15 protein-coding genes and 1 other RNA gene are annotated in these 24,940 nt (G+C 74.0%); 14 read left to right on the top strand and 2 right to left on the bottom strand.

All coding sequences use genetic code 11. The features are described 5' to 3' along the window. Nucleotides 1-15 precede the first annotated feature (15 nt). The 3 genes from OO57_RS18990 (at nucleotide 16) to OO57_RS19000 (ending at nucleotide 7,582) form a co-directional block, all read left to right on the top strand. Nucleotides 16-672: an HAD family hydrolase gene (locus OO57_RS18990; protein WP_033253734.1), complete on the top strand. Its 657-nt coding sequence runs from the start codon at nucleotides 16-18 to the stop codon at nucleotides 670-672. 96 nt (nucleotides 673-768) lie between these two features. Further along, entirely contained in the window at nucleotides 769-2,352 is a 1,584-nt protein-coding gene (locus OO57_RS18995) for an aldehyde dehydrogenase family protein (RefSeq protein ID WP_033253757.1), read from the top strand. A 292-nt stretch (nucleotides 2,353-2,644) separates the two neighbouring features. Beyond that, nucleotides 2,645-7,582, top strand: a complete 4,938-nt coding sequence (locus tag OO57_RS19000) for an NAD-glutamate dehydrogenase (RefSeq protein WP_033253735.1) — start codon at nucleotides 2,645-2,647, stop codon at nucleotides 7,580-7,582. Nucleotides 7,583-7,660: 78 nt separating this feature from the next. On the opposite strand, the gene OO57_RS19005 is transcribed toward OO57_RS19000, so the two are convergent. Further along, nucleotides 7,661-10,384, bottom strand: coding sequence for an FtsK/SpoIIIE domain-containing protein (locus OO57_RS19005; RefSeq protein WP_033253736.1), 2,724 nt, complete (start codon nucleotides 10,382-10,384; stop codon nucleotides 7,661-7,663). Between the two features lie 340 nt (nucleotides 10,385-10,724). Between OO57_RS19005 and OO57_RS19010 the strand changes: the two genes are divergently transcribed. The 3 genes from OO57_RS19010 (at nucleotide 10,725) to prfB (ending at nucleotide 15,168) form a co-directional block, all read left to right on the top strand. Further along, the gene (locus OO57_RS19010) at nucleotides 10,725-12,596 is read left to right on the top strand and encodes a serine/threonine-protein kinase (RefSeq protein WP_033253737.1); all 1,872 of its coding nucleotides are present in this window, start codon (nucleotides 10,725-10,727) and stop codon (nucleotides 12,594-12,596) included. A 180-nt stretch (nucleotides 12,597-12,776) separates the two neighbouring features. Then, nucleotides 12,777-14,030: a serine/threonine-protein kinase gene (locus OO57_RS19015; RefSeq protein ID WP_033253738.1), complete on the top strand. Its 1,254-nt coding sequence runs from the start codon at nucleotides 12,777-12,779 to the stop codon at nucleotides 14,028-14,030. Nucleotides 14,031-14,064: 34 nt separating this feature from the next. Continuing rightward, nucleotides 14,065-15,168: a peptide chain release factor 2 gene (gene prfB, locus OO57_RS19020; protein ID WP_033253739.1), complete on the top strand. Its 1,104-nt coding sequence runs from the start codon at nucleotides 14,065-14,067 to the stop codon at nucleotides 15,166-15,168. Nucleotides 15,169-15,235: 67 nt separating this feature from the next. On the opposite strand, the gene OO57_RS19025 is transcribed toward prfB, so the two are convergent. After that, nucleotides 15,236-15,424 carry a hypothetical protein gene (locus OO57_RS19025; RefSeq protein ID WP_033253740.1) on the bottom strand — a complete coding sequence of 63 codons (189 nt, stop codon included), beginning with the start codon at nucleotides 15,422-15,424 and terminating at the stop codon, nucleotides 15,236-15,238. A 261-nt stretch (nucleotides 15,425-15,685) separates the two neighbouring features. On the opposite strand from OO57_RS19025, the gene ftsE reads away from it, so the two are divergent. The 8 genes from ftsE to OO57_RS19060 all read left to right on the top strand — a co-directional run bounded on the left by ftsE (nucleotide 15,686) and on the right by OO57_RS19060 (nucleotide 24,849). Then, nucleotides 15,686-16,375, top strand: coding sequence for a cell division ATP-binding protein FtsE (ftsE, locus tag OO57_RS19030; RefSeq protein ID WP_033253741.1), 690 nt, complete (start codon nucleotides 15,686-15,688; stop codon nucleotides 16,373-16,375). An 11-nt stretch (nucleotides 16,376-16,386) separates the two neighbouring features. Beyond that, entirely contained in the window at nucleotides 16,387-17,295 is a 909-nt protein-coding gene (ftsX, locus tag OO57_RS19035; RefSeq protein WP_033253742.1) for a permease-like cell division protein FtsX, read from the top strand. Between the two features lie 51 nt (nucleotides 17,296-17,346). After that, on the top strand, nucleotides 17,347-18,516 hold the full coding sequence (locus OO57_RS19040; RefSeq protein ID WP_081973788.1) for a S41 family peptidase: 1,170 nt from the start codon (nucleotides 17,347-17,349) through the stop codon (nucleotides 18,514-18,516). Nucleotides 18,517-18,579: 63 nt separating this feature from the next. Further along, the gene (gene smpB, locus OO57_RS19045; protein ID WP_014136009.1) at nucleotides 18,580-19,062 is read left to right on the top strand and encodes an SsrA-binding protein SmpB; all 483 of its coding nucleotides are present in this window, start codon (nucleotides 18,580-18,582) and stop codon (nucleotides 19,060-19,062) included. 123 nt (nucleotides 19,063-19,185) lie between these two features. Continuing rightward, nucleotides 19,186-19,564: a transfer-messenger RNA gene (gene ssrA / locus OO57_RS40420) on the top strand. A 194-nt stretch (nucleotides 19,565-19,758) separates the two neighbouring features. Then, a complete protein-coding gene (locus OO57_RS19050; RefSeq protein ID WP_033253743.1) occupies nucleotides 19,759-21,129 on the top strand; it encodes a nitrate/nitrite transporter in 1,371 nt (456 codons plus the stop codon). A gap of 174 nt (nucleotides 21,130-21,303) precedes the next feature. Further along, on the top strand, nucleotides 21,304-22,449 hold the full coding sequence (locus OO57_RS19055) for a uroporphyrinogen-III synthase (RefSeq protein WP_033253744.1): 1,146 nt from the start codon (nucleotides 21,304-21,306) through the stop codon (nucleotides 22,447-22,449). A gap of 105 nt (nucleotides 22,450-22,554) precedes the next feature. Beyond that, entirely contained in the window at nucleotides 22,555-24,849 is a 2,295-nt protein-coding gene (locus OO57_RS19060) for a HelD family protein (protein WP_033253745.1), read from the top strand. The last annotated feature ends 91 nt before the right edge of the window (nucleotides 24,850-24,940 follow it).

Below are 24,940 nucleotides of genomic sequence, written 5' to 3' on the forward strand. Positions count from 1 at the left end.
GCGTACCCTTGCCGGGTGCGCACACACATAGTCTGGGACTGGAACGGCACCCTGCTGTCGGACATGGCGGCGGTGGTCGGGGCGAGCAACGCCGCCTTCGCGACGGTCGGCATCGCGCCGATGACGCTGGAGGAGTACCGGGCGCAGTACGAGATCCCGATCCCGCGGTTCTACGAGCGGCTGATGGGGCGGATGCCGAGCCAGGCCGAGTGGCTGGCGCTGGACGACGCGTTCCACGTCACGTACACGGAGCTGTTCCCGGGCTGCGGGCTGACCCCGGGCGTCGAGGCGCTGCTGGAGGGGTGGACGGCGGCCGGGCGCAGCCAGTCGGTGCTGTCGATGTACGAGCACGCGAAGCTCGTCCCGGCGGTGGACGCGTTCGGTCTGACCCGGCACTTCCTGCGGGTGGACGGGCGGCGCGGCGCGGCCGGCGGCCGCAAGGCCGGGGAGCTGGCGGCGCACCTGGACGCGATGGGCGGGGCGATCGACCGCGGGCGGACGGTGCTGGTCGGGGACGCCGCGGACGACGCCGAGGCGGCGCTCTCGGCGGGCATCAAGTCGGTGCTGTACACCGGGGGTTCGCACACCCGGGAGAAGCTGGTGCACCTCGGCGTGCCGGTGGTGGACTCGCTCGCCGAGGCCGTCGCGGTGGCGGAGGAACTCGCCGGATAGGCGTGTCACGTCCGGGCGTTGGGGGTGGGCGCGTTCAGGGTGGGGGGAGCAGTACGAAGCAGTCGACCCCCTAGGGAGCACCCCCGCACCATGCCGATCGACGCGGTCACCACCGTCCCCGCCCCCGTCCCCGAGCAGCCCCGCGGGTACGCCCCGGGCAGTGCCGAACGGGCCCGGCTGGGGCGGAGACTGGACGAACTGGCCGGGCGGCACACCTCGCTGCCGATGGTGGTCGGCGGGGAGCGCAGGCTCGGCGGCGGCGAGCGGACCGCACTGGTGCAGCCGCACCACCACGCGGCGAAGCTCGGCGTGCTGGGCGAGGCGACGGCCGCCGACGTGCGGGCCGCGGTGGACGCGGCGCTGGCGGCGGGGGAGGGCTGGCGGCAGCTGTCCTTCGACGACCGGGCGGCGGTGCTGCTGCGCGCCGCGGACCTGCTGGCCGGGCCGTGGCGGGAGACCCTGGTGGCCGCGACCGTGCTCGGGCAGTCCAGGAGCGTGTGGCAGGCCGAGACCGACGCGGCGTGCGACCTGGCCGACCGCTGGCGCTCCGACGTGCGCGCGGCCCGGCTGCTGCTGGCCGAGCAGCCGTCCTCGGGGCCCGGGGCGTGGAACCGCGCCGACCACCGTCCGCTGGAGGGCTTCGTCTGCGCGCTCACCCCGGCCGGTTCCACCGCGGCCGCCGGGGGCCTGCCGACCGCGCCCGCGCTGCTGGGCAACACCGTGCTGTGGAAGCCCGCGCCCGCCCAGACCCTGGCCGCGCACCTGACGCTGCTGCTGCTGGAGGAGGCCGGGCTGCCGCCCGGGGTGGTCAACCTGGTCACCGGCGGCGGGCAGGCGGTGGGCGAGGTGGCGCTGCGCGACCCGGCGCTGGCCGGGGTGCACTTCGCCGGGTCCACCGCCGTCCTGCAGCGGCTGTGGCGGGAGGTCGGCGCGAACATCGCCCGCTACCGCGGCTACCCGCGGATCGTCGGCACGGGCGGCGGCGGCCGGGACTTCCTGCTCGCCCACCCCTCCGCCGACCCGGCGGCGGTGCGCACCGCGCTGGTCCGCGGCGCCTTCGAGCACCAGGGCCAGGGCCGCTCGGCGCTGTCCCGGGCGTACCTGCCGCGCGAGCTGTGGCGGCGGATCCGGGCGGACCTGCTCGGCGAGGTGGACGGGCTGGCCGTCGGAGACGTCACCGACCCGAGCAACTTCATGGGCGCGCTGATCGACCGGCGGACCTTCGACGCGGCCGTCGACGCGGTCGAGCGGGCGAAGGCCGACCCGGCGGTGCAGCTGTTGGCGGGCGGCCAGTACGACGACGCGATCGGCTGGTTCGTCCGCCCCACCGTGCTGCTCGGCGGCACCGACCGGTACGCCGGGTGCGCGGGGCCGCTGCTGGCCGTGCAGGTGTACGAGGACGCCCGCTGGGAGGAGGCGCTGGAGCTGGTCGTCCGGGACGCCCCGGACGGCGGCCCGTCCGGCTCGGTGTTCGGGCAGGACCGGCGGGCCCTGGCCGGGGCGGTGGAGCGGCTGCGGTTCGCGGCGGGCGACCTGCGGGTCAACGGGGAGCCGACCGGGGACGGCGGCGCGGACGCGGCCCGGGACCTGCTGCACTGGACGTCCACCCGCTCGATCAAGGAGACGTTCACCCCGCCGACCGACTACGTCCACCCGCACATGGAGTGGTCACCCGAATGACGGACACCGGAAGGGGAAGGCGTTGGACAAGGTGTCCAGGAAGGTTGGATCTTCCTGCGGGATTGCGCCTCGGTGTCCCCTGACACCTTCGTTTCGTCAGGCTAGGCTGACGGCGTCGCCGGTTATCGGTCAGGCAGGCCAAACGTGCTGTCGTACCCGGGCGGAACGCGACTCATGCGTGCCGTGAGCGCTTTTCACCCCTCGCGTACGGGAGGATTGCCGCCGGGGCCCGGCAGAGCACCCACAGTCATCACCGAGTCACGCAACGGCGCGCGACAGGAGCCAAACAGCCATGCAGACCAAGCTGGACGCAGCCAAGGCCGACCTGCTCAGGAAAGCAGCAGCAGCCGCTGAGAACAGCCAGGTGGGGGGAGCGGCGCCGGGGGAGGGCCTGAGCAACGGTGCTCTGGCCGCTTACCTGCACCACTACTACCTCCACACCGCCCCCGAGGACGTGATCAACCGGGACCCGGTGGACGTCTACGGGGCCGCGGCCTCCCACTACCGGCTGGGCCTCAAGCGCCCGCAGGGCACCGCCGAGGTCCGGGTGCACACCCCGACCGTCGAGGAGAACGGCTGGTCCTGCGGCCACACCGTGGTCGAGGTCGTCACCGACGACATGCCGTTCCTGGTCGACTCGGTCACCAACGAGCTGACCCGCCTGGACCGCGCCATCCACCTGGTCGTCCACCCCCAGCTCGCCGTGCGCCGCGACATCACCGGCAAGCTGCTGGAGATCCTCGACACCGACGCGTGCAACCGCGCGCAGGCCGCGGGCACCGACTGGCCCGCCGACGCCGTGGTCGAGTCCTGGATGCACATCGAGATCGACCGCGAGACCGACCGCGAGGACCTGCGGACCCTGGAGAGCGGCCTGCGCCGGGTGCTGGGCGACGTCCGCGAGGTCGTCGAGGACTGGTCGAAGATGCGCGACTCCGCGCTCCGACTGGCCGACGAGCTCGCCGAGGAGCCCCCCGCGCACCTGCCCGAGCAGGAGGTCGGCGAGGCCTGGGAGCTGATGCGCTGGCTCGCCGACGACCACTTCACCTTCCTCGGCTACCGCGAGTACGACCTGGTCGAGCACGAGGGCGAAGAGGTCCTCAAGGCCGTCGCGGGCACCGGCCTGGGCATCCTGCGCGCCGACCCGCTCAGCCACGACACCGACCACCACCCGGTCTCCGAGGCCTTCGGGCGGCTTTCCGCCCCCGTCCGCGCCAAGGCGCACGAGAAGAAGCTGCTGGTCCTCACCAAGGCCAACAGCCGCGCCACCGTGCACCGCACCGCGTACCTCGACTACGTCGGCGTGAAGAAGTTCAACGCGGCCGGCGAGCCGGTCGGCGAGCGCCGCTTCCTCGGCCTGTTCTCCTCCGCCGCGTACACCGAGTCCGTCACCCGGATCCCGGTGGTGCGCCGCAAGGTGCAGGAGGTCATGACCGGGGCGGGCTTCTCCGGCGACAGCCACGACGGGCGCGACCTGCTCCAGATCATGGAGACCTTCCCGCGCGACGAGATGTTCCAGACCGCCGTCGCCGAGCTCCAGTCGATCGCCACCAGCGTCCTCTACCTCCAGGAGCGCCGCCGGCTGCGGCTCTTCCTGCGCCAGGACGAGTACGGCCGCTACTACTCGGCGTACGTCTACCTGCCGCGCGACCGCTACACCACCCGGATCCGGCTCGCCCTCACCGACATCCTGAAGACCGAGCTGAGCGGCGACACCATCGACTACACGGTGTACGCCACCGAGTCGGTCCTCACCCGCCTGCACTTCGTCGTCCGGGTCGCCCCCGGCACCGAGCTGCCGCAGCTGTCCGACTCCGACATCGAGCGGATCGAGAACCGGCTCGCCGAGGCCGCCCGGTTCTGGATGGACGGCTTCAACGACCAGCTGCAGAGCGAGTTCGGCGAGGAGCGCGCCGCCGAGCTGTCGCACAAGTACGCCACCGCCTTCCCCGACGGCTACCGCGCCGACTTCCCGCCGCGCACCGCCGTCGCCGACCTCAAGCAGATCGAGTCGCTCAGCGGCGAGGGCGACTTCCGGCTCAACCTGTACCAGCCGGTCGGCGCGGGCGACGACGAGCGCCGCTTCAAGATCTACCGGGTCGGCGGCCCGATCTCGCTCACCGAGGTCCTCCCCGTCCTGCAGCGCCTGGGCGTCGAGGTCCTCGACGAGCATCCGTACGCGCTGCGCCGCACCGACGGCACCACCGCCTGGGTGGTCGACTTCGGCCTCAAGCTCCGCGAGGGCACCGACCTCAACGACGAGGACCGCGAGCGCTTCCAGGACACCTTCTCCGCCTCCTGGCGCGGCGAGGCCGAGAACGACGGCTTCAACGAACTCGTCCTCACCGCCAAGCTGACCTGGCGGCAGGCCGTCGTGCTGCGCGCGTACGCCAAGTACCTGCGGCAGGCGGGCTCCACGTTCTCCCAGGACTACATGGAGGACGCGCTCCGCAACAACACCCACACCACCCGGCTGCTGGTCAACCTGTTCGAGGCCCGGCTCTCGCCCAGCCACCGCTCCGGCAGCGAGGAGCTCACCGAGGGCATCCTGGAGGAGCTGGAGGGCGCCCTCGACGAGGTCGCCTCGCTGGACGAGGACCGCATCCTGCGCTCCTTCCTGCACCTGATCAAGGCCACCCTGCGGACCAACTTCTTCCAGCACGACGGCGAGGGCCGCTGGCACTCGTACGTGTCGATGAAGTTCGACCCCAAGGCCATCCCCGACCTGCCCGCGCCGCGCCCCGCCTTCGAGATCTGGGTGTACTCGCCCAGCGTCGAGGGCGTCCACCTGCGCTTCGGCAAGGTCGCCCGCGGCGGCCTGCGCTGGTCCGACCGGCGCGAGGACTTCCGCACCGAGATCCTCGGCCTGGTCAAGGCCCAGATGGTCAAGAACACCGTCATCGTGCCGGTCGGCGCCAAGGGCGGCTTCGTCGCCAAGCAGCTGCCCGACCCGTCGGTGGACCGCGACGCCTGGCTCGCCGAGGGCATCGCCTCGTACAAGACCTTCATCTCCGCGCTGCTCGACATCACCGACAACCTGGTCGCGGGCGAGGTCGTGCACCCGGTCGACGTGGTGCGCCACGACGAGGACGACACCTACCTGGTGGTCGCCGCCGACAAGGGCACCGCGACCTTCTCCGACATCGCCAACGGCGTCGCCCAGGAGTACGGCTTCTGGCTCGGCGACGCGTTCGCCTCCGGCGGCTCGGCGGGCTACGACCACAAGGGCATGGGCATCACCGCCCGCGGCGCCTGGGAGTCGGTCAAGCGCAACTTCCGCGAACTCGGCGTCGACACCCAGTCCGAGGACTTCACCGTCATCGGCATCGGCGACATGTCCGGCGACGTGTTCGGCAACGGCATGCTGCTGTCCGAGCACATCCGGCTGGTCGCCGCGTTCGACCACCGGCACATCTTCCTCGACCCGAACCCGGACGCGGCGGCCTCCTTCGCCGAGCGCCGCCGGCTGTTCGACCTGCCGCGCAGCTCCTGGGACGACTACGACAGGTCGCTGATCTCGGCCGGCGGCGGCGTCTACCCGCGCTCCGCCAAGGCCATCCAGCTCTCCGCGCAGGTCCGCGAGCGGCTCGGCACCGACGCCGCCAAGCTCACCCCCGCCGAGCTGATGAAGGCGATCCTGCAGGCCCCCGTCGACCTGTTCTGGAACGGCGGCATCGGCACCTACGTCAAGTCCTCCGCCGAGACCAACGCCGAGGTCGGCGACAAGGCCAACGACGCGATCCGGGTCAACGGCGGCGACGTCCGCGCCCGGGTCATCGGCGAGGGCGGCAACCTCGGCTGCACCCAGCTCGGCCGGATCGAGTTCGCCGCCAGCGGCGGCCCCCGGGGCGCCGGCGGCTGGATCGACACCGACGCCATCGACAACTCGGCCGGCGTCGACACCTCCGACCACGAGGTGAACATCAAGATCCTGCTCAACCAGGTCGTCGCCGACGGCGACCTGACGGTCAAGCAGCGCAACGCCCTGCTCGCCGAGATGACCGACGAGGTCGGCCACCTCGTGCTGCGCAACAACTACGCGCAGAACGTCGTGCTCGCCAACGCCGTCGCCCAGGCCGCCAGCATGGTCAACGTGCACTCCCGCATGATCAACCGGCTGGAGTCCAACGGGCAGCTCGACCGGGCCCTGGAGTACCTGCCCACCGAGAAGCAGATCCGCGACCGCCAGCAGGCCGGCCGCGGCCTGTCCCAGCCCGAGCTGTCGGTGCTGCTCGCCTACACCAAGATCACCCTGGCCGACGAGCTGCTCGCCACCGACCTGCCCGACGACCCGTACTTCCGGGACGTGCTGCACGCGTACTTCCCCAGCGCGCTGCGGGCCCGCTTCGCCGAGCAGATCGACCACCACCCGCTGCGCCGCGAGATCATCACCACCCTGATCGTCAACGACACGATCAACCGCGGCGGCTGCACCTTCGCGTTCCGGCTCCGCGAGGAGACCGGCGCGACCATGGAGGAGATCGCCCGCACCCACGCCGCGGCCCGCGCCGTCTTCGGCCTGGAGCAGATCTGGGACCAGGTCGAGCGCCTCGACAACAAGGTCGCCGCCCGCGTCCAGACCAAGATGCGGCTGCACGCCCGCCGCCTGGTCGAGCGCGCCACCCGGTGGATGCTCAACAACCGGCAGCCGCTCGACATCGCCGGCACCATCGCGTTCTTCCACGACCGGGTCAACCAGGTCTGGGACGCGCTGCCCAAGCCGCTGGTCGGCGAGGACCTCGCCTGGTTCCAGTCCGTCCACCGGGAGCTGTCCGCGGCCGGCGTCCCCGACGAGCTCGCCACCCGGATCGCCGGGCTGTCCTCCGCGTTCCCGACCCTCGACATCGTCGGCGTCGCGGACCGCTCGGACACCGAGGTGATGGAGGTCGCCGAGCTGTACTACGACCTCGGCGACCGGCTCCAGATCAGCCACCTGCTCGACCGCGTCATCGACCTGCCGCGCACCGACCGGTGGTCCTCGATGGCCCGCGCCGCGATCCGCGAGGACCTGTTCGCCGCGCACGCCGCCCTCACCGCGGACGTCCTCGCCGCCGGGCCCGCCGGGTCCAGCCCCGAGGAGCGCTACACGGCGTGGTCCGAGCTCAACGGCACCCTGCTCAGCCGGGCCCGCACCACGCTCGACGACATAAGGGGTTCGGACCACTACGAGCTGTCCAGCCTCTCCGTCGCCATGCGGGTGATCCGCACGCTGCTGCGCAACGGCCGCTGAGACGGGGGCAGTTCGGGAACGGCCGGGGCCGGGGGCGGCAAGTCGCCCCCGGCCCCGGCCGTTGCGGGCCCGCCGTTCTCAGCTCTCCGTGGCGCGGCGTAGGGCCGAGGCGAGCAGGGCCAGGTCGGTGGGGCCGTTGCCCAGCTCGCGGACCGGGCGGGGCGAGGGCGCGGCGCCGTGGTCCTCCAGGCGCTGGGCGACGACGGTCGGGCGGAGCGTCGCGGTGCGGGGGATGCGGCCGCTGACCCGGGCGCCCTGGAAGGCGGTGACGGCGCCGTCCGCGCGGCGCAGGTAGCCGCGGCCGGGGGTGGTGCCGGGGAGGGCGGCGGCGTCGGGGAGGTGGACGAGCAGGTCGGAGTCGCCGGGCTGCTCGGTGCGCAGGGCGATCCGCAGCTGCGCGGCCTCGTCCACCTCGGTGCCCGCGGTGCTCTCGGGCGAGCCGGTCGCGGCGACCACGTGCACCCCGAGCCGGGCGCCGTGCACCGCGACGGAGGCCAGCGCCCGGGCGAGCGGGCGGCCGCCCGGGGAGGCCGGGCCGAGCAGCGCGTCGTAGTCGTCGACCAGCACCACCAGCCGGGGCGGGGCGGCGTCGGCCGGGGGCGCGTCGGGGGCGCGGCGGGGCTCGATCACCCGGGCCTGGGCGGGGGCGTCCGCGGCGGCGGGGCCGCCGACCAGGGCGGGGGTCTTGTCGAGGGCGAGGGCCCGCCGGGTGTGCCACTCGGTGAAGGTCAGGCCGTCGAACAGGGCCTCGCGGTGGGCGAGTTCGTCGCTCAGGCGCTCGGCGGCGAGCAGCGCGCCGCGCGGGTCCTCGGCGGCGTTGACGTGGCCGGTGACGTGCGGGAGGTCGGTGCAGCCGGACAGGCCGCCGTCCTCCGCGCGGTCCCCGTCGACCATCAGCAGGGCGAGGCGGTCGGGGCGCTCGGCCACGGCGAGCGAGGCGGCGAGGCTGCGCAGCAGCTCGGACTTGCCGGAGCCGGGGCCGCCGCCGATCAGCAGGTGGTCGCCGTCCTCGGCGAGGTCGACGGTGCAGTCCTCCTCGCCGTCGGCGGCGCGGGCGGTGCCGAGCAGGGCGGTCGCGCCGCCCGCCCCGGCGGGCAGGGACTGCCAGCCCTCGGCGAGCCGGGCGGGGGAGAGCGACTCGGCGCGCAGCAGGTCGAGCAGGCGCAGGGCGTCGGGGAGCGGGCCGCGCGGCGGCGCCTGGGCGTCGGACTCGGCGAGCGGGGCGAGGGTGCGGGCGAGGCGCTCGGCCCAGGCGGGGGAGACCGCGTCCAGGGCGACGTCGGTGAGGCGCTCGCGGGTGCCGTTGGCGGGGCGGTCGAGGGTGAGGCGGGTGGAGACCTCGCCGGTGACCGTGCCGACCGCGCCGAGGCCGGTGGGGAGCTCCTCGGGGGCCTCGGCGAGGCAGAGGGCGAAGACCCCGGCCGCGGGGCCCTGGCGCAGCAGCAGGCCGAGGGCGTGCCGCCCGGCGTCGGTGCCCGGGTCGCCGTCGACCAGGACGACGGTGGCGGGCGGCCCGGCGGTGGCGGCGGCCAGCTCGGTGAGCCGGGCCTCGGCCTGCTCGGGGCCGAGGCCGTACAGCAGGCGGCAGGCCTGGCCGTGGGCGGGGCGCAGGTGCGGGAGCCACTGGGCCCAGGCCCAGTCCCCGGCGGGCCGGTCGGCGCTGACCACGACCAGGGCGAGGCCGCTGGGCGGGTGCAGGGCGGCGAGCTGGGCGAGGGCGGCGCGGGCCAGGCCGGTGAGGCGGTGCCGGGGCCCGGCCAGGCCGAGGCTGCCCGCGGTCTGCAGGTCGACGGTGACCGGGACGGCGGGCAGCGGGCTGCCGGGGGCGGCGCCGGGGCCGCCGGGCAGGTCGGCGGTGCCGAGCCGGAGGGTGAGCGCGTCGGGGTGGTCGGGGCCGCGCTCCCACAGCCGGGGGCCGGTGCCGAGCGCGGTGAGCAGCAGGGCGGCCGGGTCGGGCCAGCGCTCGCGCTGGTTGGCGGCCTGGCGCAGGCGGGCGGCGTCGTGCCGGCGGCCGGGGTCGGCGGCGGCCGGTTCGGCCCTGCCGCGGCGCAGCCAGCGGCTGCCGCGCCCGGCGGCGGGGGCCGGTTCGGCCTCGGGCGGGCCGGGGGGCGCGGCGGGGCGGCCGGGGGAGGTGCGGGCGCCGGTGCGCGGGGCGAGCCGGATCCGGCCCTCGCCGTCGGGGGTGGTGGGGCGGGCCGCTATGCCCTCGGCGCGGGCGAGCTGGAGGGTCGACTCGCCGATCCGCAGCAGGGTGCCGGGGGCGATGTCGGCGCCGTCCTCGGGCAGCCAGTCCTCGTCGAGGCGGGTGCCGTTGGTGGAGCCGAGGTCGCGGACGGTGGCGCGGCCGTCGGCGGCCAGGCGCAGGGAGAGGTGCAGGCGGGAGACGTCGGGGTCGTCGAGCGGCACGTCGGCCTCGGTGGAGCGGCCGATCCGGATCAGCTCGCCGTGCAGGCGGTGGACGCCGCCCGCGTCGGGGCCGCCGACCACGCGCAGTTCGGCGGTGGCGGGCTCGTCGGCGCCCCCGCTGCCCGGGTCGGGCTCGCCGAGGGCGAGGACCGCGCCGTCCACCAGCGGGGGGTGGCCGAGCGGGGTCTGCTCGTCCAGCCGCCGTTCCCCGTCGTAGAGGTGGACGTGCGTGGCGGAGCGGGCGCCGCGGACGCCGACCGCGCCGGCCAGGGCGGTGGCGACGGCGCCGAGCACGGTGCCGGCCGGCGCGGTGACCAGTACGTCGGTGGCGCTGCCGATGCTGCCGGGGGCGGCCGGGCCGCTGCGCGGTCGAAGGACGGTGAGCCGGATCTGCATCTCGCCCGGGGTCCCTTCTGCACACGTGTGGTGCCTGCCATCCTGCCACTCGGGACGGACAGTCCGCGCACGGTACCGGATTTGACGATCTTGCGATCATCGCCATGGTGGATCCGACGACACGTCAGGTCAAGGACACCCGCTCGCCCCGCCGCCCGACCGCGCGCGGCCCGGCCGGGGAACACCTCGGAAACCCGCGCGGGCACCGTTAGAGTTGCCGAAAATACGGAGCCCGCCCGGCCGGGAGGGCTCCTCAGGCCCCGGCGCCGTTCACGGGAACGGGGGAGTGCCGGAACGCGGCCCCGGCAGCGGGCGCCGGGTGACCGAACGGAGTGCACAGGTGCGGCCTGTCGGCAGCAAGTACGTGTTGGAGGAGGGCCTCGGGCGCGGCGCGACCGGAACGGTCTGGCGCGGCCGGGTGCGCGAGGACGCCGCGGTGCCGGGCCTGGTGCCCGGGCAGGCGGTCGCGGTCAAGGTGCTGCGCGAGGAGCTCGCCGCCGACCCGGACGTGGTGATGCGCTTCCTGCGCGAGCGCTCCGTCCTGCTCCGGCTGACCCACCCCAACATCGTCCGCACCCGCGACCTGGTGGTCGAGGGCGAGCTGCTCGCCCTGGTGATGGACCTGGTCGACGGCCCCGACCTGTACCGCTACCTGCGCGAGTCCGGCCCGCTGTCGCCGATCGCGGGCTCCCTGCTGATGGCCCAGATCGCCGACGCGCTGGCCGCCAGCCACGCCGACGGCGTCGTGCACCGGGACCTCAAGCCCGCCAACGTGCTGCTGGCCACCCTCGCGGTGGACGGCGACGAGCGGATGCACCCGATGCTCACCGACTTCGGCATCGCCCGGCTCGCCGACTCCCCGGGCATCACCCGCACCCACGAGTTCGTCGGCACCCCCGCCTACGTCGCCCCCGAGTCCGCCGAGGGCCGCCCGCAGACCGCCGCGGTGGACGTCTACGGCGCGGGCATCATGCTGTACGAGCTGGTCACCGGCCGTCCGCCGTTCCAGGGCGACAACCCGCTGGCGGTCCTCCAGGCGCACCTCGCCCAGGAGCCGCAGCGCCCCCGCACCATGCCCGAGCCGCTGTGGACGGTGGTCGAGCGCTGCCTGCGCAAGGACCCGGCCCAGCGCCCCACCGCGGTGTCGCTGGCCGAGGCGCTGCGGGTGGTCGCCGCCGGGGTCGGCGTGCACTCCGCCCCGGCCGCGGTGGACGCCGCGCTGGCCGTCGGCGAGCTGCTGGTGCCCGACCCGGCGCTGGCCCCCGCCGCGCCCGCGGTCTCCCCGCACGACGCCACGCTGGCGGGCGTCGGGTACGACCCGGCCGCCGCGACCCAGGTGATGGCGCACCGGCCGCCGGTGCCCGGCGCCGAGGACCGCACCCAGCTGATGAGCCCGCAGCCCCCGGCCGCGCCGCCGACCGCCCCGGCCGCGGACCGCACCCGGGTGATGCCCTCGGTGCCGCCCGGCCCCTCGCTGCCGCCCGGCCCCGAGCAGGCCCCCGCCCAGCCGGAGGGCCCGCACCCGTGGCAGACCCAGCTGCGCGCCGCCCGGGACCGCAACGCGCAGACCCGGATCGGCCACTTCGAGCCGGAGGACCTGGGCGAGCCGCAGGTCGCCCCGCGCCCCTACCAGGCCGGCCAGTACCCGCCGCCGGGCCCCGGCGGCCGCCCGCCGGTCGCCCCGCCGCCGTACCAGGGCCAGCCGGGCCACCCCCCGCAGGACGGCCGCTACGCCCCGCAGCAGGGCCCGTACCGGCCCCACCAGCCGCAGCAGCAGCACCCCCGGCCGCCGCAGGGCCGGCACGGGCAGCAGGAGCGGGGCGGTCGCCCGCCGGTCGCCCCGCCGCCGTACCAGGCCCAGCAGGCCCAGCAGCCGCCGCAGGCCGCCCCGCCCGGCGGCCACGGCGGGCAGCCGCCGGGCTACGGCGCCCCGCAGCGCCGCCCCGAGCCCGCGCCGCCGCGCCACCAGGAGCCGCCGCGCCGGGAGCCGGAGCCCGCCCGCGAGGCGCCCCGGGAGCGGGAGCCGCGCCGCCGCAGCCCGAACCGGATGCGGATCCCCGGCCTGGGCTGCCTCAAGGGCTGCCTGCTGGTGCTGGTGGTGCTGGCGGTGGGCTGCCTGGCGCTGTGGAACTTCACGCCGCTGCCGCACTACTGGGACAACGTGGTCGGCTGGTACCACACGGCGAGCGACTGGGTCACCAGCCACACCTGACGGCCGGACGACCGGACGGCCGGTCCGGGCGGTCCGGGCGGTGGAATTGACGGTTTGTCGACAATCCCGTGAAATTCCCCCGGATCGGTACCCCTCCGGGGGCCCTCCGGCGCCCCCGGAGGCCCCGCGGGCGCGTAGGTTGTTCGTCGAGCACCGACCTCACGAGCCCACGGAGCAGCATTGGCACGCAAGATCGGCAGCCGGTACACCGTCCACCAGGTGATCGGCCGCGGCTCGGCCGGCACCGTGTGGCTCGGTGAGGGCCCCGACGGCCCGGTCGCGGTGAAGCTGCTGCGCGAGGACCTCGCGGCCGACCAGGTGCTGGTCGGCCGCTTCGTCCAGGAGCGCGCCGCCCTCACCGGCCTCGACCACCCGCACGTGGTCGGCGTCCACGACATGGTGGTCGACGGCAGCGACCTCGCCCTGGTGATGGACCTCGTCCAGGGCAGCGACCTGCGCACCCGGCTGGAGCGCGACGGCGTGCTCAGCCCGGCCGTCGCCGCCTCGGTGATCGCCGACGTCGCCGACGGCCTGGCCGCCGCGCACGCCGCGGGCATCGTGCACCGCGACGTCAAGCCGGAGAACGTCCTGCTCGACCTCGCCGCCCCGCCCGGCCCCGGCGGCGCCCCGCGCGCCAAGCTCACCGACTTCGGCATCGCCCGGCTGGTCGACGCCCCCCGCCGCACCCGGGCCACCCGGATCATCGGCACCCCCGACTACCTCGCCCCCGAGATCATCGAGGGCCTGGAGCCGCGCGCCGCCGTCGACATCTACGCCACCGCCACCGTGCTGTACGAACTGCTCACCGGCACCACCCCGTTCGGCGGCGGCCACACCGGCGCGGTGCTGCGCCGGCACGTCACCGAGAACGTCCCCCCGGTCGAGGGCATGCCGGACGGCCTGTGGCGGATCATCTCCGAGTGCCTCGCCAAGGCCCCCGCCTCCCGGCTGCGGGCCGCCGAACTCGCCGCCCGGCTGCGCGCACTGCTCCCCGAGCTGTCCGGCCTCGGCCCGATCGCGGTGCCCGCCCAGCGCGGCGCCCCCGAGGAGGTGCCCACCCCCGGCGAGGCCGTCTACGCCGAGGCCGACGCCTTCGCGGGCAGCGGCACCCACCGCCGCCGCCGCGGCCCCGCCGTCCCGCTGGTGCCCGGCCCGCAGCCCGACTCGACCCGGGACACCCACACCAGCCTGCGCCGCCCGTCCCCCCGGGAGCTCGCCTCCTACGCCGAGGAGTCCCGCGCGCAGCGCGCCCAGCCCGCCGCCACCCACCGCCGCACCCGGGCCCAGACGATCCGCCGCCGCCGCACCCTGGCCGTGCTGATCGCGGTCGTCCTGCTGCTGGCGGGCGCCGCCGCCGCGTGGACGGCGTTCGCCGCCGAGCCCCCCGCGGGCGCCTCCGCCGCGGTGCACGCCTCCTGGCACCCCCGGTTGTAGCCGAGCCCCCCCGCGGAACCATTACCCTTGAGGCGTGGCAGCCGTCGATCCTTCCGAAGAGCTCAAGAACCTCGACTCGACCATGTCGTCGATCGAGGCAGTCCTCGACCTGGACAAGATCCGGGCCGACATCGCAACCCTGGAGGAGGAGGCAGCCGCCCCCACCCTGTGGGACGACGTCGTGAACGCGCAGAAGGTCACCAGCCGGCTCTCCTTCCTCCAGGGCGAGCTGCGCAAGGTCGAGACCCTGCGCGGCCGGGTCGAGGACCTGGGCGTCCTGTTCGAACTGGCCGAGGACGAGGACGACGCGGACACCCGCGCCGAGGCCGAGGTCGAGCTGGTCTCCGTACAGAAGGCCGTGGAGGAGCTGGAGGTCCGCACCCTGCTCTCCGGCGAGTACGACGCCCGCGAGGCCCTGGTCAACATCCGGGCCGAGGCGGGCGGCGTCGACGCCGCCGACTTCGCCGAGCAGCTGATGCGCATGTACCTGCGCTGGGCCGAGCGGCACGGCTACCCGACCGAGGTCTACGACACCTCCTACGCCGAAGAGGCCGGCATCAAGTCCGCGACCTTCACCATCAAGGCCCCCTACGCCTACGGCACCCTCTCCGTCGAGCAGGGCACCCACCGCCTGGTGCGGATCTCCCCGTTCGACAACCAGGGCCGCCGCCAGACCTCCTTCGCGGGCGTCGAGGTGCTCCCCGTCGTCGAGACCTCCGACCACGTCGACATCGACGAGGGCGACCTGCGGATCGACGTCTACCGCGCCTCCGGCCCCGGCGGCCAGGGCGTCAACACCACCGACTCCGCGGTCCGCATCACCCACCTGCCGACCGGCATCGTGGTCTCCTGCCAGAACGAGCGCTCCCAGATCCAGAACAAGGCCTCGGCGATGAACGTCCTCCAGGCCAAGCTGCTGGAGCGCCGCCGCCAGGAGGAGCGCGCCGCGATGGACGCGCTCAAGGACGGCGGCTCCTCCTGGGGCAACCAGATGCGCTCCTACGTCCTGCACCCGTACCAGATGGTCAAGGACCTGCGCACCGAGCACGAGGTCGGCAACCCGCAGGGCGTGCTGGACGGCGACATCGACGGCTTCATCGAGGCGGGCATCCGCTGGCGCAAGCAGCGCGAGGCGTAGCCGCGCAGCGCACAGCACGGTGAAGGGCCCCTCCGCCTCGGCGGAGGGGCCCTTCGTGGTCCTCGGGTCAGCGCAGCAGCAGGGCGAGCATGAGCACCGCGGCGGACAGCAGGGCCAGCAGCACCGCGGGGTTGAGCGTCGCGAACGGCCCGTGCTGCTCCTGCTGGAGCCGGGCGCGGTTGGCGCGGCAGACCGGGCAGCGGCCGTCGCTCACGCGGCCGTTGCAGTTGGCGCACACCAGTTGGTCGCAGGTCATGCGATCTCCTCCTTGCTGCATAGCCAACGCGCCGGGAGCGGGTTCGGTTCCGACTGCTTACCACTCTGCCAGGTTCCGTACCCCTCGGCTCCCGGAGGAGAAGGGTTATCGATCTGTGACGTACCTCGCAATTTCCGGTCCGAACCGGAACAACACCTGACGAAACCACGGTCAGTAGGCATCCGGCGACTGCGGGTGCGGAGGGGCATCGCGTAAGGTCACTGGCTCCGATCCACCTAGGATGGCCCCCGTGATGCAGCCGTGATCAGATTCGACAACGTCTCCAAGACCTATCCCAAGCAGAACCGTCCGGCCCTGGACAACGTCTCGCTGGAGATCGAGAAGGGCGAGTTCGTCTTCCTGGTCGGTTCGTCCGGGTCGGGCAAGTCGACGTTCCTGCGCCTGTGCCTGCGCGAGGAGCGCCCGTCCACCGGAGCGGTGCACGTGCTGGGCAAGGACCTGGGCAAGCTCTCGAACTGGAAGGTGCCGCACATGCGGCGCCAACTGGGTACCGTCTTCCAGGACTTCCGCCTGCTGCCGAACAAGACCGTCGGGCAGAACGTGGCGTTCGCCCTGGAGGTCATCGGCAAGCCGAAGAGCGCCATCAACAAGGTGGTGCCCGAGGTGCTCGACCTGGTCGGCCTCGGCGGCAAGGAGGAGCGGATGCCCGGCGAGCTCTCGGGCGGTGAGCAGCAGCGCGTGGCGATCGCCCGCGCGTTCGTGAACCGGCCGATGCTGCTGATCGCCGACGAGCCCACCGGCAACCTCGACCCGCAGAACTCGGTCGGCATCATGAAGCTGCTCGACCGCATCAACCGGACCGGCACCACCGTGCTGATGGCGACCCACGACCAGGCCATCGTCGACCAGATGCGCAAGCGCGTCATCGAACTCGACAAGGGCCTGCTGGTCCGCGACCAGGCCCGCGGCGTCTACGGATACCAGAGCTAGAAGAGAGAAGCATGCGCGCCCAGTTCGTTCTGTCGGAGATCGGCGTCGGTCTCCGCCGCAACCTGACCATGACCATCGCCGTCGTGGTCAGTGTCGCGCTGTCGCTCGCCCTCGCCGGTGCCTCGCTGTTGGTCCGCGACCAGGTCAACTCCATGAAGGACTACTGGTACGACAAGGTCGAAGTCAGCATCTACTTCTGCATCAAGGCGGACCACAACTCGCCGCAGTGCGCGGCGGGCGCGGCCACCGACGACCAGGTCGCCCAGGTGAAGGCCGACCTGGACAAGATGGCGCCGCTGGTGCAGAGCTCGACGTACGAGTCCTCCCAGGAGGCGTACAAGCACTTCAAGGACAGCAACCCGGACAACCCGCTGCTGGCGGCGGTCGGTCCGGACGCGATGCCGCAGTCGTGGCGGGTCAAGCTGAGCGACCCGACCAAGTTCGACGTGATCCAGAGCGCCTTCGCGGGCAAGCCCGGCGTCAAGTCGGTCGACGACCAGCGGAAGATCCTGGAGAACCTGTTCGGCCTGCTGCGCGGCCTGCAGACCGCGGCGTTCGTGATCATGGTGCTGATGCTGTTCGTCGCGCTGCTGCTGATCGTCAACACCGTCCGGGTGTCCGCGTTCAGCCGACGGCGCGAGACCGGCATCATGCGGCTGGTCGGCGCGTCCAACTTCTACGTGCAGATGCCGTTCATCGCGGAGGCCGCGTTCGCCGCGCTGCTCGGTTCGGCGCTGGCCTCCGGACTGCTGGTCGGCGGGCACTTCTTCGTCCAGCACTGGCTGGCCAAGAAGGTGCAGTTCATCACCTTCATCGGCCTGTCCTCGGTGGTGGCGGTCATCCCGCTGCTGGTCGTGGTCGGCATGGGGATGGCGGCGGTGGCCGCGTTCTTCACCCTCCGCAAGTACCTGAAGGTCTGACGACCCGTCGGTGCTACCGGTGGGCGCGCCCGCCCGCCTAGACTCGCAGGCATGCCGACAGCGCCGCGGGTACGCCAGGGGATGACGCTCGGGCTCGTCTTCGGCGCGGTGCTGTTCGCCGGAGCCGCGTCAGGGGCCTGGGGGGAGCCGGAAGGCTCCACCCGGGCCCCTTCGTCGTCCGACGCCCTCCCGCCCGGCCCCGACCTCACCGGGGCCGACCTGACCCCGCAGCAGGCCCGGCAGCTGGTCGGCAGCAGCGGCGACCGCTGGGCCGCCTACCTGAGCCCGCAGCAGTACGCGGACCTCACCGGCGGCCGGTACGCGGGCGTCGGGCTGAGCGTGGACCGGGAGGCCGGCGGCCCGACCCTGGTCGCCGAGGTGCTGCCCGGCTCGCCCGCCGCCCGGGCCGGGATCGAGGCGGGCGAACGGCTGGTCACCGTCGACGGGGCGCCCGCCGAGCAGCTCCCGGTCACCGAGGTGGTCTCCCGGCTGCGCGGCGGACCGGCCGGCAGCGCGGTCGCCGTGGGCGTCCGGGACGACGAGGCCGGGCCGGTGCGCCAGCTCACCCTCACCCGGGCCGAACTGGCCGCCCGCGAGGTCGAGGTCGACCACCCCGCGCCCGGCGTGGCGCGGATCGCCGTGCACGCCTTCACCGAGGGCGTCGCCGAGCAGGTGCGGGCCGCCGCGGCCGGCTCCCGGGGCGTGGTGCTCGACCTGCGCGGCAACTCCGGCGGCCTGGTCGAGGAGGCCGTCGCGACCGCCTCGGTGTTCCTGGACGGCGGCCCGGTGGCCAGCTACCAGGTGCACGGCGAGCACCGCGAGCTGACCGCCGCCGCGGGCCGCAGCACGTCCGCCCCGCTGGTGGTGCTGGTCGACGGCGGCACCATGAGCGCCGCCGAACTGCTCGCCGGGGCGCTCCAGGACCGCGGCCGGGCCGTCCTGGTCGGCAGCCGCACCTTCGGCAAGGGCACCGTCCAGCAGCCCAGCCGGCTCGCCGACGGCTCGGTGCTGGAACTCACCGTCGGCCGCTACCAGACCCCGGCCGGCCGCTCCCCGGAGGGCAGCGGCGTCCAGCCCGACGTCCCGGCCGCCGGCGAGGACCCGCGGGCGCTGGCGCTCCGGGTGCTGGAGGGGCTCAGCAGCTCCGCCCCCGCCATCCCGGCGGCCCCCGCGTCCGCGCCCCCGGCGGCCCCCGCGTCCGGCGCGCCCGCCGTGCCGTAGCGCGCCCGCCGCGCCGTAAAGGGGCTGCCGCGGCCGCCGCCGAGGTGCGAGAATGGCCGGGCTATGGCAAAGGAAACGGGCAAGAAGCTGGTCGCGCAGAACAAGAAGGCGCGGCACGAGTACACCATTCTCGACACCTACGAGTGCGGCATGGTGCTCACCGGCACCGAGGTCAAGTCGCTGCGCGAGGGCCGGGCCAACCTGGTCGACGGCTACGCGTACGTCCAGGGCGGCGAGGCCTGGATCGACAACGTCTTCATCCCCGAGTACGCCCAGGGCACCTGGACGAACCACTCGGCGCGGCGCAAGCGCAAGCTGCTGCTGCACAAGATGGAGATCCGCAAGATCGAGTCCAAGGTGAAGGAGACCGGCCACACGCTGGTCCCGCTGTCCCTGTACTTCAAGGACGGCCGCGCCAAGCTCGAACTCGCCCTGGCCGTCGGCAAGAAGCTGTACGACAAGCGGCAGACCCTGCGCGAGCGCCAGGACCGCCGCGAGTCCGACCGCGCGGTGGCCGCCGCCCGCCGCCGCTCCGGGCAGGGGTGAGGCCGCCGGGGTCGCCACGGTCCGTTAATGCGCTGGACCCTTGACGCGCCGATTGAGTAGTATGGCAGTGCACCACCCGGAGAGGGGTCCGCCTCCCGCCGGGGCTGTTTGTCAAAAAAACATGGGGATGATCGGTTTCGACAGTGACAGTCGAAACAGGAGAAGCGAGCCGAGGAACGCGGCAATGATCTCGTTAACCATATGTCGCAAAAAAATAATCGCCAACTCTAAGCGCGATTCCCAGCAGTTCGCTCTCGCTGCCTAGTCTGCGAAAGTGAATGGGTGTCAGCCCGGGGCGTTCCCGACCCGGATCCTGGCATAATCTAGGGAACTCAACCCTCCACCCCGGCCGCGGGGGTGGAGGGGAAACCAAACAGTGGCTGGGCCTGTTGGCGGCTTGTCCGCGTGACTGCCAGGGCCGAGAAAATCACAGCGGACTGCGCTCGGAGAAGTCCTGAATCCACTTCACTGGACCCGGGTTCGATTCCCGGCATCTCCACCGCCCCATGTGCATCGCAGAGCCGCCCTCCACCCCGGAGGGCGGCTCTCGTGCGTTCCGCGGCCCTCACACGGAGGGCCCCCGGCGGGTGAGAGGACGGTTCCGTGCCCTTCACACCGCACAACGAACCCGAAATCGTGGACTCCTAGCGTCAACGGCACAGGGTCTTGGACACCCGCACTCTAAGGAGCGAGCCCATGGACAGCAGCACCACGAACGGCAGGACGGGCGGCCGCTGGATCCAGCAATGGGACCCGGAGGACGCCGAGTTCTGGGAGGCCACCGGCCGCCGGACGGCCCGGCGCAACCTCGCCTTCTCGGTGTTCTCCGAGCACGTCGGCTTCTCGATCTGGAGCCTGTGGTCGGTGATGGTGCTCTTCATGGGCAAGGACTACGGCATCGACCCGGCCGGGAAGTTCTTCCTGGTCGCGATGCCCACCCTGGTCGGCTCCTTCGTCCGGATCCCCTACACCGTGGCGGTCGCCCGCTTCGGCGGCCGGAACTGGACGGTGGTCTCCGCGCTGCTGCTGCTCCTGCCCGCCCTCGCCGCCGCGTACGTCATGCACCCCGGCACCTCGTACACCACCTTCATGCTGGTCGCTGCGCTCACCGGGTTCGGCGGCGGCAACTTCGCCTCCTCGATGACCAACATCAACGCCTTCTACCCGGCCCGGCACAAGGGCTGGGCGCTCGGCCTCAACGCGGGCGGCGGCAACATCGGCGTGCCGGTGATCCAGCTGGTCTCGCTCGGCGTGATCGCCTGGGCCGGGGCCGGGCACCCCCGGGTGGTGCTGGGCATCTACCTGCCGCTGATCGTGGTCGCCGCGCTGTGCGCCGCCCTGTTCATGGACAACCTGGCCCCGATGAAGGCCGACACCGGCTCGCTCGCCGCGATCGTCCGGGAGAAGCACACCTGGCTGATGTCGGTGCTGTACGTCGGCACCTTCGGCTCCTTCATCGGCTTCTCCTTCGCCTTCGGCCTGGTCCTGCAGAACCAGTTCGGCCGCACCCCGCTGCAGGCCGCCCAGCTGACCTTCCTCGGCCCGCTGCTGGGCTCCGTGGTCCGCCCGCTCGGCGGGAAGCTCGCCGACCGGTTCGGCGGCGCCCGGATCACGCTGTGGAACTTCGCCGCGATGGCCGTCGCCGCGAGCGTCGTCACCTACGCCTCGTCGATCCGCTCGCTGCCGGTCTTCCTCACCGGCTTCGTCGCCCTGTTCGCCCTCGCCGGGCTCGGCAACGGCTCCACCTACAAGATGATCCCGGGCATCTTCGACGCCAAGGCCCAGGACCGGATCGCGGCCGGCGCCGCCCCCGAGGACGCCGCCGCCTGGTCCCGCAAGATGTCCGGCGCCGCGATCGGCGTGATCGGCGCGGTCGGCGCCCTCGGCGGCCTGTTCATCAACCTCGCCTTCCGCCAGTCCTTCCTGGTCGCCAAGTCCGGCACCCCCGCCTTCGTCTCCTTCCTCGCCGCGTACGCGGTCTGCTTCGTCCTGACCTGGGTCGTCTACCTCCGCCGCCCGGTCGCGGCCGCCGCCACCACCGCCTCCCCCGCCCTCGAACAGGTCTGAACCACCGTCACACCCCCGGGTCCGCCCCGACCGGCAGTGAAACACGCCGGTAATCGGAGCGACCCGGGGGTGACACCGCGACCGGCCACGATTGATCAACCACCCACCCGACCGACCGCCGCCCCCCGTCCCCCGCCAGGACACCCGGGGCGGCGCACCTAAGGACGACACCGCATGGCCGACCCGACCCGACGCCTGCAGGACGAACCCGAGCCCGCCGAGACCGGCCCGCTCGCCGGCTGGACCATCGGCATCACCGCCGCCCGCCGCGCCGACGAGCTCACCGCCCTGCTGCAACGCCGCGGCGCGAGCGTGCTGCGCGCACCCGCCCTGCGGATCGTCCCGCTCGCCGACGACACCGAACTCCACACCGCCACCCGCGCCCTGGTCGCCGACCCGCCCGACCTGGCCGTCGCCACCACCGGCATCGGCTTCCGCGGCTGGATGGAGGCCGCCGACGGCTGGGACCTCGGCGAGGACCTGCGCACCGCCCTCGGCGGGGCCTCCGTGCTCGCCCGCGGCCCCAAGGCCAAGGGCGCGATCCGCGCCGCCGGGCTGCGCGAGTCCTTCTCCGCCGCCACCGAGTCCTCCGCGGAGGTCCTCTCCCACCTCCTGGAGCAGGGCGTCGACGGCGCCCGGATCGCCGTCCAGCTGCACGGCGCCCCGCTGCCCGGCTTCGTCGAGTCGCTGCGCACCGCCGGGGCCGAGGTCGTCGAGGTCCCGGTCTACCGCTGGCTCCCGCCCGCCGACCCCGGCCCGCTCGACCGCCTCCTGGACGCGACCTGCGCCGGCGCGCTGGACGCCGTCACCTTCACCTCCGCGCCCGCCGCGATCAGCCTGCTCGACCGGGCCGCCGAGCGCGGCCGCACCGCGGAACTGCTGCACGCCCTGCGCCGCGACGTCCTCGCGGTCTGCGTCGGCCCGGTCACCTCCGCCCCGTTCGACGAGCTGGACGTCCCCACCGTCTGGCCCGAGCGGATGCGGCTGGGCGCGATGGTCCAGACCCTCACCGCCGCCCTCCCCGAGCGCGCCCGCCGCCTCCCGGTGGCCGGCCACACCCTGGAACTGCGCGGCCAGGCCGCCCTCGTCGACGGCCACCTCCGCCCCGTCCCCCCGGCCGGCATGGCCCTGCTGCGCACCCTCGCCCGCCACCCCGGCTGGGTCGTCCCGCGCGCCGACCTGCTCAAGGCCCTGCCGGGCAGCGGCGACGACGAGCACGCGGTCGAGACGGCGATGGCCCGGCTGCGCCAGTCGCTCGGCGTGCCGCGGCTGATCACCACCGTCGTCAAGCGCGGGTACCGGCTGACCCTCGACCACTGAGCAGGCCCCCCGGAGGGCTCGTCAGGGGCTCGGCCGGTCGGAAAGGTGTCCGGTTTCCCTGTAAGATCTTCCGTCCGCCTTTTTCTCCGCACCTTTGGGGGCTCCTTGGGCGCGCACGGTACAGCCGAGCACCGATCCGACACTGTCCGCGACCGCGAGATCGCGGGGGAGCAGCAGCATCTCGACACCGTCTACCGGCGGCTCGAGGAGAAGCTCGCCGAGGCGGAGTACATCCTGGAGGACGCCGCCAAGCGCGTGCAGGTCGGCACGCCCGGCGCGCTCGCCGAGCGGGACGCCCAGGTGTACCGGGCCGGGGCGCACCTGCAGCGGTTGAACAACGAGTTCGAGGACTTCCTGTTCGGGCGCGTCGACCTGCAGCAGGCCGACGCGCCGGAGGAGCACGGGATCCCGTCCCAGACCCCGCTGGACCCGGCCGACCCGGCGGTCGCCGAGACGCTGCACATCGGGCGCCTCGGCGTCCTGGACGCCGAGTTCGGCCCGCTGGTGATCGACTGGCGGGCCCCGGCGGCGGCGCCGTTCTACCGGGCGACGCCGCTGGAGCCGGGCCGGGTGGTCCGGCGGCGGGTGATCCGGTCGAAGGGCCGGAAGGTGATCGGCGTCGAGGACGACCTGCTGCGTCCCGACCTGACGCCGACGCTGGGCGGCGAGGAGCTGGCCGTGGTCGGCGACGGCGCGCTGATGGCGACGCTGGGCCGGGCCCGCGGGCACTCGATGCGCGACATCGTCTCGTCCATCCAGAAGGAGCAGGACGAGGTGATCCGGGCGCCCGCCGCGGGCGCGACCCTGGTGACCGGCGGCCCCGGCACCGGGAAGACCGCCGTCGCGCTGCACCGGGCCGCGTTCCTGCTGTACCAGGACCGCCGCCGGTACGCGGGCGGCATCCTGGTGGTCAGCCCGACGCCGCTGCTGGTCTCGTACACCGAGGGCGTGCTGCCCTCGCTGGGCGAGGAGGGGCAGGTGGCGATCCGCGCGGTCGGCAGCCTGGTCGACGGGATCGAGGCGTCCCGGTACGACAGCCCCGAGACCGCCCGGATCAAGGGCTCGGCGCGGATGGTGCAGCTGCTGCGCCGGGCCGCCCGGGGGGCCCTGGAGCTGGGCGCGCCGACCGAGCTGAAGGTGTTCGCCCGCGGCCGGGTGCTGCGGCTGGACGCGGGCCGGCTGAAGGCGGTGCGCGGCAACGTGGTGGGCGGCGGCGGCACGCCGCTGAACCTGCTGCGCCCGCGGGCCCGCCGCCTGCTGCTGGACGCGCTCTGGTCGGAGGCGGTCCGCGACCTGCCGAAGCCGAGCACGTACGCGGAGCGCGAGCAGCGCCAGGAGGAGCGCGAGTCCTTCGACGAGTACGTGTCCGACGAGGCGCCGTTCCTGGCCTTCCTGGACGCCTGGTGGCCCGCCCTGACCCCGCGCCGGGTGCTGGCCACCCTCAAGCAGCACCGGCACACCAACCGGATCGCCCGCCGCGCGGTCACCCCGGAGGAGTCCCGGCTGCTCGCCGCGTCCTGGCGGCACCTGGACGAGCGCGGCGCGGGCGGGCTGTCCGCGCACGACGTGGCGCTGGTGGACGAGCTGCAGGTGCTGCTCGGGGAGCCGGCCCGCCCGAAGGCGCGCGAGGTGGACGCGGTCGACCTGCTGACCGGCCTGGACGAGGTCACCACGTACGGCGAGCGGGCCTACCGCCAGCGCGAGCGGGTGCCGGAGGAGCGGCGCGAGTACGCGCACGTGATCGTGGACGAGGCGCAGGACCTGACGCCGATGCAGTGGCGGATGATCGGGCGCCGCTCGCGGATGGCGACCTGGACGATCGTCGGCGACCCCGCGCAGTCCTCCTGGCCGTTCCCGCAGGAGGCGCAGGCGGCGATGGACGAGGTGCTGGCGGGCAAGCCGCGCCGCCGGCACACGCTGACCGTGAACTACCGCAACCCGGCGGAGATCGCCGAGGTGGCGGCGAAGGTGCTGGAGCTGGCCGCCCCGGGCACCCCGTCGCCGAGCGCGGTGCGGGCCACCGGCGCGCACCCGCGGTTCGCGGCGGTCCGCGAGCCGGACGCGGCGGCGTTCGGCGCGGCGGCCCGGGCCGAGCTGGAGCGGCTGCTGGCCGAGGTGGACGGCACCGTCGCGGTGGTGGTCCCGATGGACCGCCGCGCCGAGGCGGCGGGCTGGACCGAGGGCCTGGGCGACCGGGTGGTGGCGCTGGGCAGCCTGGAGGCGAAGGGCCTGGAGTACGACGCGACGGTGGTGGCCGACCCGACCGGCATCGCGGGCGAGTCGGAGGCGGGCCTGCGGGTGCTGTACGTGGCGCTGACCCGGGCCACCCAGCGGCTGACGGTGCTGTCCGGCCCGGACGACCTGCCGGACGCCGCGGGCGTGCCCGCGCTGCTGAAGTAGCGGTAGGAAGGACCGGAGGCCCCCACCCGATGGGTGGGGGCCTCCGTCACGTTGAACACCGACCCGCCATGCTCGCCTCGCGGCAAGTGGT

Source organism: Kitasatospora phosalacinea (assembly GCF_000717185.1).
GTDB classification, from domain to species: domain Bacteria; phylum Actinomycetota; class Actinomycetes; order Streptomycetales; family Streptomycetaceae; genus Kitasatospora; species Kitasatospora phosalacinea_A.

Coding starts and splice junctions, on each gene's coding strand:
- OO57_RS19005 (WP_033253736.1), bottom strand. CDS start 10,384: ATGCAGATCCGGCTCACCGTCCTTCGACCGCGCAGCGGCCCGGCCGCC.
- OO57_RS19040 (WP_081973788.1), top strand. CDS start 17,347: ATGCCGACAGCGCCGCGGGTACGCCAGGGGATGACGCTCGGGCTCGTC.
- smpB (WP_014136009.1), top strand. CDS start 18,580: ATGGCAAAGGAAACGGGCAAGAAGCTGGTCGCGCAGAACAAGAAGGCG.
- OO57_RS19025 (WP_033253740.1), bottom strand. CDS start 15,424: ATGACCTGCGACCAACTGGTGTGCGCCAACTGCAACGGCCGCGTGAGC.
- OO57_RS19050 (WP_033253743.1), top strand. CDS start 19,759: ATGGACAGCAGCACCACGAACGGCAGGACGGGCGGCCGCTGGATCCAG.
- OO57_RS19000 (WP_033253735.1), top strand. CDS start 2,645: ATGCAGACCAAGCTGGACGCAGCCAAGGCCGACCTGCTCAGGAAAGCA.
- ftsX (WP_033253742.1), top strand. CDS start 16,387: ATGCGCGCCCAGTTCGTTCTGTCGGAGATCGGCGTCGGTCTCCGCCGC.
- OO57_RS19055 (WP_033253744.1), top strand. CDS start 21,304: ATGGCCGACCCGACCCGACGCCTGCAGGACGAACCCGAGCCCGCCGAG.